The sequence below is a fragment of the Listeria fleischmannii subsp. fleischmannii LU2006-1 genome (assembly GCF_000344175.1).
Classification (GTDB): domain Bacteria; phylum Bacillota; class Bacilli; order Lactobacillales; family Listeriaceae; genus Listeria; species Listeria fleischmannii.
The window spans coordinates 1-12556 of sequence record NZ_ALWW01000064.1; the positions used below are offsets into that span (position 1 = coordinate 1).

Here is a 12556-nt window from a genome sequence, read left to right on the forward strand (position 1 = left end):
CGGATTAAGAAACCTAATAGGCGAAAATTCCAATTTTCCTTGTATGTCTTTGAATGAAGCGCTCTTGCTGTAAATGTGAATGCTTAACGATAAAGGCAAAACTCGTGTCATTAATTGGCGAAAAAGAAGCTTTTATAACCAGCGTCTGAATTATCATACGTTTGATGTCCGACCCCAAGAACATAAGGGACTAAAAGAAAAACCGTAAAGAGGAAACTAATGACGATAAAAATTTTCTCATAGTTCATGGACATAAAAAGCGTTTTTCGTTGATAAATGTAGTACGGAATGAGGGCCCATAAAAAGTATTTTACGAACACGGAAACATCTTCTATAATCCAGGCGAGCGGATTTTGTAAAAGAATACTTTGAAAAAGCAAGATGATTAAATTTCCGGCAATAAACAAAAATGTCACAAAGGTTAAACTAGTTTTTGGAATTTTTGCAACAACAATCATGACGAGCAAAAAGATGAAAAAGAAAAAGCGGTAAAGCACGCCAATAGGGATTGGAATACCAGATGTGAGGAAAAAGCCATTGAGGAAATCAATAAGTGGAAAAATCGCGGTAAGCCCCATAAATATAATGATATTAAGCGGTAATTTCTTCATCTTTATACGCTCCGTTTTCGTTTTCTTTTCTCCTGCATCACATGCTTGATAAAACGGTAATTTCCAACGGCATACCGTTTAAACATCCGCCTAGGTTCTTGAATAAAGCGGAAAAACCATTCTAAACCCGCTTTTTGCATCCATTTCGGTGCGCGTTTCGTTTTGCCAGAGATAATATCAAAGCTTCCGCCAACCCCCATCACAAACGGAACCTGCATGGCTTCTTTATGCGCGTTCACCCAAAATTCTTTTTTCGGGGAGGAAAAAGCAACAAATAAAATATCGGCGTGACTTTCGCGGATTTCTTTTGCAATTTGAACCGATTCCGCCTCGTCAAAATAGCCATTTCGGTAGCCCGCGACATCTAATTCCGGATAAGCCTCCTGGTGTTTTTTCACAACCGTTTGAACGACTTCTTCCGTCGCACCAAAGTAATACGGCCGGTACCCCTTAGACGCCGCAAGAGCTACCAAATTTTCAAATAAATCAATCCCCGTCACACGTTCCGGCACATCGTAACCTAGAAAGCGCGCCGCAAAAACCACTGACTGCCCGTCCGCATTCACAAGAGGGCTGCTATTAATAATGGCCCGAAGCTCCTCGCTCTCCGCCATTAAATTGATTTTGCTCGCATTAATCACCACATGTTGACTCGGTTTTTTGTCTAAAATGAGTTTTTCAACATGACGCAGCGTTTCATTCATCGTAAGGGGATCCAAGACGCTGCCAAGCAAATGAATTCGTTTCGTCATAACGCTAATACGCTCCTTTAGGAAAGAGTAAGACAATAAAAGTTTTACATAAGATTTTAAAATCCAGTTTAAACGACAGGTGGCGAATATAATGGAGGTCAAGTTCCACCATTTCTTCAAAGCTAAGCGCATTTCGTCCACTTACCTGCCAAAGGCCCGTACAACCTGGCGTCACAAGGAGACGCTGTTTATCGTAGCTGGAATAAACGGCCACCTCGCGTGGTAATGGCGGTCTTGGCCCGATAAGGCTCATGTCACCTTTTAAAACATTCCATATTTGCGGTAGCTCATCTAAGCTCATTTTCCGAAGAAAGCGCCCGATTTTAGTCACCCGAGGGTCCTTTTTCATCTTAAACATAGCCCCGTCAATTTCGTTTTGTTTTAAATATTTCTCAAGTTCGGCTTCTGCATTCGTGCGCATCGTCCTGAATTTGTACATATAAAAGGTTTGACCGCCTTTTCCCACACGCGTCTGCTTAAAAATGACAGGCGCCTTCCAGTCCGACAACTTAATGCATATGGCTAAAAGGAGGAAGATGGGGGAGAGGAGAATGAGGAAAATGAGACTTAACAAGCGGTCAAAACGAATTTTCCATTTCGTATAGCTGGCTTTTTCTTTTACTTGAAAGGCCATGTTAACTTTACTTTGTTCCATCGAAACTACTCCTTAGTAATAATAATTTTCCGCATTTTTAGTACCGTTAAAAATCACACCAATTAATTTTGCTTTTGAGAGCCTGAGTTGGTTAACGGCATGTTTTGCTTTTTCTTTTAAGGTCTTGTGGTATCTGCAAACCAGAACGGTTCCGTCTGCGCTATCCGCTAAAACGAGTGCATCGGACACAATGGTCACAGGTGGTGTATCAATAATAATTTTGTCAAAGGAATCTCTTAGAGACTCAATCAATTCCGACATTTTTTTAGAAGAAAGCAAATCATTAGGGTTTGGTGGAATCGGTCCGCTTGTTAGAATTGAAAGGGTTGATGCGCGAAGTTCTACTTCTTGAATGCTATCTTCAAGAGAAATATCACCTGTCATGACGTTCGATAAGCCGAGGTGTAAATTTTTAGAAAAGCGCTTATGCAATGTTGGCTTCCGCATATCTGCATCTATTAAGAGTGTCCTCGCTCCTTTTTCGGCATATGCGACAGCAAGGTGAGAGGAGACCGTTGATTTTCCTGTACCACTTTCAGGCGAGGTAATTAAAATCACTTGCTTTTTTTCATCGATACCGGAGAAATCAATTCCTGTTCGAATGAGTTTAAACTGCTCGCTGGTAGGGGAATAGCTATCTTTTCGTCTCTTATTTCGCTTTGTATTTGACATATCATCTATCTCCTTTTTGGAACTTGGTTTGAAAGGGATCATTGTTTTGGAATGCGCTCACTTCGCCAAGAACATGAAGTCCTAAAAGTTCCTCGATTTCCTCTGTTGATGTTAAGGTACGCTCAAAAAGCAGTTTGATGAAAATGAAAGCAAAGGCGAAAAGAATACCTGCGAATGCAGCGAGTGCTAACATTAAGACTTTTTGAGGCTTAACTGGTGTTTCGTTTCCGAGAAATTGTGCTTCTGATAAGGTGGTCACATTGTCTATTTTCATAATATTCGGTATTTCTTCAGTAAATGTTCTGGCAGTTGCGTTCGCAATACGAGCCGCCACTTTCGGATCTGGATGTTCAACGCTTATATCAATGACTTGGGAATTAGTAGCATTTTTTACTTGAATCATTTCAGCAAGTTCCGCTGTGTCATATTGTTTTCCTAAATCTTGTTGTACTTCATTTAAGATGCGTGGACTGGAAATAATGGTGCTATAGGTGTTTACGAGTTGTAAATCAGCTTGTACAGTTTGAGAGTCCACACTATTTGATTTTGTACTTTCAGATTGATTCACTAAAATTTGTGTACTTTTTTGATAAATAGGGGTGGCGATATATTGGAGATAGATAAACATCGAGAGAATGGTGACTACAATAATTCCAATAAGCCACCAACTATTTTTTCGAATCGCTAATAGCATTTTTTTTAAATCAATTTGTTCATTCATACAATTCTCCTAGTTTTCTTATATATAACTTTTACTCACTTTTCCGACAGTAGACAGGTTTCCGAGCGTATAATGTGTGCGAAACATAGCGTCTTTAGAAACACAATTTTTAGTATCGAATAAAACAGGTGTATTCATGGTGCGAATCATGTGCGCGGGAATTTCTTTAAACACATCATGGTCTGTTAAAACAAGCGCCAAGTCACTGCTAATGAGGGCTGATTCTAGGCTGTATGCGTCAGAATTTGCGACGTACGGATCAAATGTGCGAATGTCGTAGTCTGTCAAGCTCTTCAACTGGTTAACAATTTGGAGGGAGGGGCTTTCACGCATGTCGTCTACATTTCCTTTGTAGGCTAGGCCTAGTACGGTAATTGTTTTTCCATTATTTTCTTCCATAATATCAAGCACTTTACGAACAATGAAGTGAGGCATATGGCTGTTAATTTCGCGTGCTTGGCGAATGAGGCGGGCTTCTTTTGGTGCTTCTGCGACAATGAAATACGGGTCAACGGCTAGGCAATGTCCGCCTACTCCAGGGCCTGGCTGGTGGATGTTAACGCGTGGGTGTTGATTGGCCATTTCGATGACACTGAGGGCATCAATGCCTAGTTTATCGCTAATTTGAACGAGCTCGTTGGCTAAAGCAATGTTGACATCGCGGTAAGTGTTTTCCATCAGCTTAGATAATTCTGCGGTACTCGCAGTGGCGCCGAGCAATTTTCCTTCGACAAACAGACCGTAAATTTCTTTGCCTTTTTCGGTACACGTTTCTGTGACCCCTCCGATAATACGGTTATTGTGAACAAGTTCGTGTAAGATTTGTCCAGGGAGAACGCGCTCGGGGCAATGAACGAGGTAAATATCTTCCCCTACCAGAAAACCTTCTTTTTCGATCATTGGCTGGATGACATCTTCTGTGGTGCGAGGAGCGATGGTGGACTCGATGATGATGGTGTTGCCTCTTTCTAAGTGCGGTAAAATAGCTTCTGTCGCTTGTTTAACATACGTAAGGTCACAGCTCCCGAATTCATCTGGTGCATTGGGGGTTGGGACAGCTACAATAAATACATCGCCGCGCTCAGGTGTAAGGCTTGCTTTAAAGTTTTTCTTGCTAAGTGCTTCGGTTAAATAATCTTGTAAGAAAGGCTCTTCAATGGGCACCTGTCCCGCATTTAAAAAGTCCACGACGCGTTTTGAGACATCAACGCCAACAACCTCTGCGCCGTGTTTCGCAAACATAAGCGAAGTCGGAAGGCCGATATAGCCTAGACCAACCGTTACCACTTTTATCATTTTGACACATCCCATTCTGCTAATACTTTATCTAAAGGTTTGTACAAGAGTTTTGTTGCGGTTTGCTTTTCATCTACTGCAAAAGATGCTTTTCCTTCTAATGTTTTGCCAGGTTTAATTTCATCACCGAACATGGCCATGGACGGATCTACTTCAATTTCTTTGCCATCTTTTGTTTTTAAAACAAAATCAACTGCACCGAGTCCTTTGTTTGTAGAAGACATATTTTCGCCTGAAATGGTGAAGGTATAAAGTTGTTGCTTTTTCTTATCTGAAACTTTCTCATCTACTTCTTGTTTTTTTACTTTAATTTTCAAACCATCAACAACAGTATCTTTCGTTTCCGCCTTCGCTGTTTCTGTTGCCTTTGTGTCCGTCTTCTTTTCATCCCCTGTGCCGGGAGAACAAGCCGCGAGTAACAATACGCTTCCTAAACCAATACTTAATAAAACTTTTTTCATACTACACCTCATTTATTTTAATAAACGGTTCGCTAGCCGCAACTAGCGAACCAAAGTGGGAAACTTATAATGAAACTTTATTTTATTTCAATTTCTTGAGAGTCAAGAACGGTTAAATCACTTGCAGATACACGGTGAATCACTTCTAGTTTTACAACGTCACCCGCTTTAATTAAATCGCGACCAACATAAAAACTAAATGTGCCGTCTTCGTTATAAGTGCCGCCCCAAAGCGCGTGTTCACCATTAATATAAAGACGTCCGAAGTTTACATCACCAGTAAATGTACCAGTAATTGTAGCTTGACCAAGTGTATAAGGGTCAGCCGAAACTGTACCTTGTAAATTAATTTTTACTACTTTAGTGTCTAAAATCTTAGTATCGCCTGTGCTTGTGCGATGCATCGCTTGGATTTCAACTTTATCGCCTGATTTAATAAAACCAGGTGTTACGAAGAAACTAAAAGTACCATTTGTAAATGTGCCACCCCAACGGTCCGTTGGTACGCCATTAATAACTAAGCGTGCAAAATTGACATCCCCGGTGTAAGAACCAGTAATCGCTGATGAACCAGGAGTATAGGCATTTGGTGCAATTGTGCCAGCAAAACCAGCAATTTCAACCTTCTCTTTAGCTAAAATTTCAGTATCTCCATTAGCCGTGCGGTGAAGCCCTTGAATTTCAACTTTGTCGCCTGATTTAATAAGACTGGAGTTTACGTAAAAGCTGAAAGTACCGTCAGTATTAAATGTGCCCCCCCATGAAACAGGTTGGTCATTAATAAATAAACGTCCGAAGTTGATGTCACCTGTAAATTTACCTGTAATATTTGAAGTCCCTAATGTGTAAGCGCTAGGTGTAAGAGTTCCTTTTAATCCTGCAATTTGTATCGTTTTATCATCTAAAATTTCAGTGTTACCAGCCGCATCACGGTGAAGCCCTTGAATGCGAACAATATCGCCTGATTTAATTAAGCTTGGGTTAACAAAATAACTAAATGTGCCATCAGTGTTGAAAGTGCCGCCCCAGCTTACATGTTGACCGTTAACAAATAGACGAGCAAAGTTTACATCTCCAGTAAATTTACCAGTTATGTTAGAAGTCCCTAGTGTGTAAGTGTCTGGTGTAATAGAACCTTGCATAGCAATTTGAACTTGTTGCTCATCCAAAATCTCAGTGTTACCAGCTGCATCACGGTGAAGCCCTTGAATCGTTACTTTATCGCCAGCTTTAATTGTGCCAGGTGTTACATAGTAGCTAAATGTACCATCAGCATTGAAAGTTCCACCCCAACTTACGTGTTTACCATTCACGAATAGACGGGCAAAATTAATATCACCTGTGAATTCACCTGTAATTGTGGATGACCCAGTTGTATAAGAGGAAGGCATAATATTTCCGCTTAAGTTGCTGATTACATCAATATTTTTACGATCAAGTTCACGACCATTTTTGTCTAAAGCTACGATTTCAACTTTATCGCCAACTTTAATCGATCCAGGTGTTACGAAGAAGCTGAATGTGCCGTCAGCATTGAAAGTTCCACCACGCGTTGAAACACCATTTATAAATAGACGCGCAGATGTAACATCCCCAGTGTACTCACCAGTAATGTGTGAATCACCAACTGTATGAGCGTTAGGAGTAATCGTTCCAGCTGTTGCAGTAGCATCACGAACTGTAGTAGAAGCTACGTTTGAAGTTAAGTTTTGTAAAGTAGCTTGTGCAGTTACAACCGTATTCGCCGCTTGTTTTGGAATTGCCACGCTATATTTACCTTCTGAATTAATTGTGCCTGAACCAATCACAGTGCCATTTGCTTTAATTTCAACACGAGCATTTGGTTCACCAGTACCTGTTACAGTTGTGGATTCTGTAGTTAGTTCATCAATTGTTGTAGAACCAATTTCAACTTTAGCAAAACTACCGCCAACGATTTTTCCAGTGTTTCCAGTTCTGAAAGTGTTTTGGAAAGAAGCGTTGTTAGAGGTTAAACCAGTTTGTGTTACACCAGATAGATAACCATTTAGGTTAAAGTTTGCAGATAATGGTCCGCTGTAGTTGAAGGAAGGTTGTTGGGAAATTAGTACTCCGCGGTTCCAAGTTTGAACACCTTCAGCAGATTCAATAGTGACATTTGTTGGTTTCGCATAACTACCGAAGACAGCGCCACTGCGATTATGGTTTGTAATAGAGAAGCTTGATCCATTCGCAAATACTAATTGATTCCCAGTGATGATAGAACCTTGTGTACCGTTAGATTCAACTTCAAAAGTTGCACCGGAATTAACGATAATGCTTCCACTAGTTGCTTCAACAGCTTCTTCTACAGTGTCACCAGAAATAGCTTTGAAAGTACTTCCTGTGTTAAATTGCATCGTGCTACCAGTACTCAAATTGATTGCTTGATTTCTTTTAGATTCAAGATTCATGTGTCCGTTGTTAACAAGAGAAGAGTTTGCTGGTCCCCAAATGTTAGCGGCATTCGACACAATATTTAAGTGAGCATCTTTTCCGACCGTTAAACGGCTATCCGTACTCATTAAACGAACAGGGGATAAAGTTCTACTAGCTGGTGTGGATTCAAAATCAACTGTCGCTCCTGGAAGTACAGTCATTTTATTTCCTTGGAAAATTTCTTCTACTGTTACGTAACTAGATACTTTTCCATCAAGAATTAACTCTCCGTATGGTAAATAAATCATTTGACGACCACTGTGGTCTACATCTTTATAAGTGACCGTAACGTTTCTAGCATCACTCCAGAATAATCCGTAGATATCTGTATTCGTAAGTTTTACATTTTCCATCTTTCCGACAGCACCGGCTGTACCTAACTTAATTTGTTTAAAGTTGGCATTAATCGTGTGTCCGTTTCCGTGGATAGTTTTATTCAAACCTCGTGGAATAGTTGTCGCACCCAGTGTAATATCCGCAGCTAATGAAATATCTGTTACATTGTTATCCATAAGTGCTGTTTGTAACTGTGCCCAAGTGCTTACAGTCGCTTCACTTGTTGCAGTTACAGCTTCACTAGTTTGTTCTGCCGTAACAGAAGCTCTAGTTTCAACTTTAGCTTCTGCTTCTGGTGCAGTCTCTTCTTTAGTATCTGGCGTAGAAGCTTCTTCTTGTTTTTCCTCAGTAGTGCTTTCAATTTGTTGATCTGGTAGAGCGGGAACTGGAAGCTCTACTTGTGCATTCGATTGCACGCTTTCCTCAGTATTTGGAACTAATTTTTCCTCTGCTTTTGCTGCAAGAGGCATGATGGTTGTGACGATTTGGCTAGCAAGTAAAATACTCGTTGCGCCAAGAATAACTCCTTTTTTCATAATCTACTCCTTTATTAATTAAGATTCTCTTTTTTTATAAACAAAATTGAGCGGGTTACATTTTAACCACCTCCTTGTATTAAAAATGGATAATTCTGAAATGTTTACCGGCCGATATGTTCTTCTAAAAGATCTTGATTGACTTCAATTCGTGGACCCCTACTATCAATTAAATGTTCTGTCTTCATTTTTGAAAAAAGTTTTTGAAAGTAACGATATTCTACTCGCGAATAATCAGATAGAATTTTTTTAGTGATGGCTTTAGGGAAAATAATATGATCCCCCTCGTTTATGCCAATTTCTTTTGAGAGCTCTAACATTGAGGCAGCTACACGATTTTCCCTGGATAAATTGGATAAATACATCATTCGGTTGTGAGTTTTGGCAATGGTATTAGACATTTCTTTAATAAGTAATTCCATGAAAGAAGGACGTATAGCTAAATAATTGAGTAAATATTCTCTGTCGATACTAATAAATGTGCAAGCCGTAATCGCAATGACTCGTTCCTCCATTTGCGCATGATTAGTAAGTCCGTTATAAAGTCCAATTACATTTCCTGTTTTTAATAAATTAATAATAAATTCGTTTTGATAATCTGTATTTATTTTTTTAGCGAGTCCGCTTACGATAAATAAAATAGATGTTTGCTGTTTATTAGAGTCAAAAATCGTTTCTCCCAGCTTAGCTGTTTGTTTGACTACATGTGACTCACTTGTTTTATTTATATTGAGTTCTTCTAGCATGCTTTGTATCGAGATATCTGAACTTATATACTCCATGGTAAAATGGGGTGCCTCCTTTCTTTCTAGATAATAGTGTACAAAAAACGAACTGCGCTTTTTGTATTAATAGACCCTATTCTTAGTTATAAATTGTGACAACTTTTTGACAAGAGGTTTATCTGTTTACTATTCTATAAGAAGTTTGAACGATGAGAAAGGACAATATTTACATTTAATGTTGAAGCTTTTATACTAGATTAAATGGAGAAGGAGCGATGGTGAAATGGATAAACTGCATTTTGACCTCATTGTAAATAAACAATTAAAACGTCAAATTCAAATTGTGACCTTGCTTTCAAATCAGAGAGCGCCAATGAAATTAGAACAAATTAGTAATGAATTGAATACATCTGCCAGAACAACTGCAGAAGATTTGAAACAATTACAATACATTCTTCCGGAAAATTGTATGATAAAAGGGATTAATAATGTGGGCTATTCATTAGAATGGGATGCTTCTGTTAATATTAATCAAGTCGTTTCTAAAATCGCAGAAAAATCTCATCTATATGTGATTATTGATGGTTTATTTAATGACAAGGTTCAATCTGTTCAAGACTGGGCGGAAGAATTATTCATCTCTGAAAAAACACTAGTCCGCTACCTAAAGAACTTTAAACAAATTTTAAAACGGTTTAACTTAAAACTTTCGAGTACACCTTTGCAAATTGTCGGGAATGAAGTAGATATTCGTTTGTTTTTTTTCCACTATTACTTTTACGCAAGCAATTCACCATTTTCTGTCACGCCATCATTAAAAGATAAAGACGTAATTCAAGATATTTTTAAGGCGTTTAAATCGAGTAAAATTCCCATTATGTTACAAGAAAATCGTGCAGCTTATTGGGCGATGGTTATTTTACAGCGCATTCAATATGGTTATAATGTGAAGCTCGCTAAAAAAAATCCGGTTGTTCAAAAAATGCAACAACAAGTTTACTATGTAAAGGCAAAAGAGATAATCAAACGCATTTTAGATGATCATAATTATCAAGATGTGACTGAAAATGAAATTATTTTTATTTTGATATCCGCGCGGGATAATACCGTCTACACGGATCGTTTACTCGAATTTAAAACAACAAATATTTTCGAAGCAGATGAAATTGAATACTTACAAAATTTTTTCAAGACCAAACTAGCCATTTTTCCTATAAAAAAAGGGGACATCCATGAAATAATTTTTTACCATATAAACTTCATTGAATCGTATTATGCCCTTAGCCATCTAAGCCCGGGTTTTCAATTAAATAGTTATGAGATGAATGAGTTCATTGAAAAAAATCATCCTTTCACCTTTTCAAAATGGATAGATATTTTACAAAAAGAACCGTATTTTCAAAAAGGAATTTGGGAAAATCTAGAAGATATTGCCGTTAATTTAACAATGCTTACCTCTACCTTTACAGAAATTGGAAACAATAAAACGCACATTGTATTCGCTCTTTCAGGCAACTCGTTTTATTTAAATTATATTAAGCATATTGCGCACGAACTCATTCACCCAAGTGTGAAAATTTCATATCTATATGATCAACAAATTTCTGAGGAATGGTTAAAGGAAAATCAGGTTGATATTTTAGTTCATAATTTTGAAATTCACCCATCCTTCGCCAATGTGGTTAATTTACACGTTTCACAAATTCCTTCGTCACAAGAATGGTCCATGATTTCTAAAATGGTGATGGATTTATCAAGAGCAGAAATGCACGAACGTTTTGATCCTTATTCAGATAATATATTTTTAAATTAGGTCCAGACTGCTGACAAACGGCAATCTTCGTTGTTACCCCCTCCGTTCCGGTGCGCTTCGCATAACTTCTCACATGGTCAGGCCAACTACGCCTTCCCTGTTTTCAGTCATCACGTACTCGAGTACGCTCCGCTCCAGTACTCGGCACTGCCTAGAATCTCACCATTTGTCAGCAGTCTGAGGTCTCCTTTTTTGAAGGAGATTTTTTTTGTAATCAAAATTTTAAATGAAATACGCTTTACTTTTAAAATATCGGGGAATAAGTAATCAAGAAGAGGTGTATGAAAATGAAAGCAGTTGGCATGTATAAAGCACTACCTATAACAGATGAGTCTAGCTTAGTAGATGTTCAGATGACAAAGCCAGTACCGACGAAACATGATTTGTTGGTTAAAATTGCGGCTGTTTCTGTTAATCCGGTAGATACGAAACTTCGTGTAGCGCAAAATAAAATGGGGATTTCTCCGCGTATACTCGGCTTTGATGCTGTAGGAACGATTGTCGGGAAAGGTTCAGAGGTGACCCTTTTTCACGATGGAGAAGAAGTTTATTTTGCAGGTGATGTGACAAGACAAGGTAATAATGCAGAATATACATTGATTGATGAACGGTTAGTGGGGCATAAGCCGGTTAATTTAACGAATGCGGAAGCGGCCGCAATGCCACTTACTACTATCACCGCAACAGAAGCGTTATTCGACCGCTTACAAATTGTGTCCGGAAAATCCATTTTAATCATCAATGGTGCTGGTGGTGTTGGTTCTGTAGCTACGCAGCTTGCGAAATTAGCTGGTTTGACGGTTATTTCAACGGCTAGCAGGGCGGACACTGTGAGTTGGACAAAAGCGCACGGCGCCGATTATGTTATTAATCATCATGAGGATATGCTTATACAACTTCAAAAACTGGGATTTAGAAGCGTTGACTATATTTTATGTTTACATGATACGTATCGACATTTTAGCTTTATGGAGCAAGCGATTAAGCCGCAAGGGAAGATTTGTACGATTGTAGATCTGACCCATCCTGTAGATATGCGGGTTTTAAAAGATAAGAGCGCGACTTTAAGTTTTGAATTTATGTTTACGCGTTCTAAATATCAAACGGAGGACCAAATGAAACAACATGACATTTTAGAGCAAGCCACTTTATATTTTGAAACAGGACAGTTAAAATCTACTTTAAATAAGGTGCTCACTCCGTTTAATGCAGAAACACTTCGTTTAGCTCATCAAACGATAGAAGAAGGTCAAATGATAGGAAAATTAGTTGTGGAAGGATTTGATAACGATGGCAAATAAACGTGTATCACTTTATATTGCAGCTAGTTTAGACGGATTTATAGCGGATGAATTAGGAAGTGTAGAATGGCTTGAAAGTGTGGATAGTGACGGTGATGCAGGTTATCAGGCGTTTCTTTGATAATGTGGACACCGTTGTAATGGGGCGCACCACCTATCAACAAATTTTTTWCATTTAACAGATACATTTCCTTATAGCAAAAAAGATGTCTATGTTTTT

General features: G+C 38.7%; 11 protein-coding genes and 1 pseudogene. 3 read left to right on the plus strand and 9 right to left on the minus strand.

What is annotated here, in order from left to right:
• Positions 1–110: 110 nt before the first annotated feature.
• The 9 genes from LFLEISCH_RS13595 to LFLEISCH_RS13635 all read right to left on the minus strand — a co-directional run bounded on the left by LFLEISCH_RS13595 (position 111) and on the right by LFLEISCH_RS13635 (position 9279).
• On the minus strand, positions 111–611 hold the full coding sequence (locus tag LFLEISCH_RS13595) for an O-antigen ligase family protein (protein WP_007477665.1): 501 nt from the start codon (positions 609–611) through the stop codon (positions 111–113).
• A 2-nt stretch (positions 612–613) separates the two neighbouring features.
• Positions 614–1363, minus strand: a complete 750-nt coding sequence (locus tag LFLEISCH_RS13600; protein WP_007477666.1) for a WecB/TagA/CpsF family glycosyltransferase — start codon at positions 1361–1363, stop codon at positions 614–616.
• Positions 1364–1367: 4 nt separating this feature from the next.
• The gene (locus LFLEISCH_RS13605) at positions 1368–2018 is read right to left on the minus strand and encodes a sugar transferase (RefSeq protein ID WP_007477668.1); all 651 of its coding nucleotides are present in this window, start codon (positions 2016–2018) and stop codon (positions 1368–1370) included.
• A 12-nt stretch (positions 2019–2030) separates the two neighbouring features.
• Positions 2031–2690: a CpsD/CapB family tyrosine-protein kinase gene (locus tag LFLEISCH_RS13610; RefSeq protein ID WP_007477670.1), complete on the minus strand. Its 660-nt coding sequence runs from the start codon at positions 2688–2690 to the stop codon at positions 2031–2033.
• A 1-nt stretch (position 2691) separates the two neighbouring features.
• Positions 2692–3411 carry a YveK family protein gene (locus LFLEISCH_RS13615; protein WP_007477672.1) on the minus strand — a complete coding sequence of 240 codons (720 nt, stop codon included), beginning with the start codon at positions 3409–3411 and terminating at the stop codon, positions 2692–2694.
• Between the two features lie 18 nt (positions 3412–3429).
• Entirely contained in the window at positions 3430–4707 is a 1278-nt protein-coding gene (locus LFLEISCH_RS13620; RefSeq protein WP_007477674.1) for a nucleotide sugar dehydrogenase, read from the minus strand.
• Complete coding sequence (locus LFLEISCH_RS13625) at positions 4704–5168, minus strand: DUF4352 domain-containing protein (RefSeq protein ID WP_007477676.1); 465 nt, start codon at positions 5166–5168, stop codon at positions 4704–4706. Before LFLEISCH_RS13625 ends, LFLEISCH_RS13620 begins: the two co-directional genes overlap by 4 nt.
• 77 nt (positions 5169–5245) lie before the next feature.
• Positions 5246–8497: an immunoglobulin-like domain-containing protein gene (locus LFLEISCH_RS13630; protein ID WP_007477678.1), complete on the minus strand. Its 3252-nt coding sequence runs from the start codon at positions 8495–8497 to the stop codon at positions 5246–5248.
• A gap of 104 nt (positions 8498–8601) precedes the next feature.
• Entirely contained in the window at positions 8602–9279 is a 678-nt protein-coding gene (locus tag LFLEISCH_RS13635; protein ID WP_007477680.1) for a Crp/Fnr family transcriptional regulator, read from the minus strand.
• Positions 9280–9505: 226 nt separating this feature from the next.
• On the opposite strand from LFLEISCH_RS13635, the gene LFLEISCH_RS13640 reads away from it, so the two are divergent.
• The 3 genes and pseudogenes from LFLEISCH_RS13640 to LFLEISCH_RS13650 form a co-directional block, all read left to right on the plus strand.
• Entirely contained in the window at positions 9506–11035 is a 1530-nt protein-coding gene (locus LFLEISCH_RS13640; RefSeq protein WP_007477682.1) for an AcpB/EbpR/MafR family transcriptional regulator, read from the plus strand.
• Positions 11036–11322: 287 nt separating this feature from the next.
• Positions 11323–12336, plus strand: a complete 1014-nt coding sequence (locus tag LFLEISCH_RS13645; protein WP_007477684.1) for a zinc-binding alcohol dehydrogenase family protein — start codon at positions 11323–11325, stop codon at positions 12334–12336.
• Positions 12326–12556 (plus strand): annotated as a pseudogene (locus LFLEISCH_RS13650) (dihydrofolate reductase family protein); the annotation flags it as partial. The gene LFLEISCH_RS13645 and the pseudogene LFLEISCH_RS13650, both read left to right, overlap by 11 nt.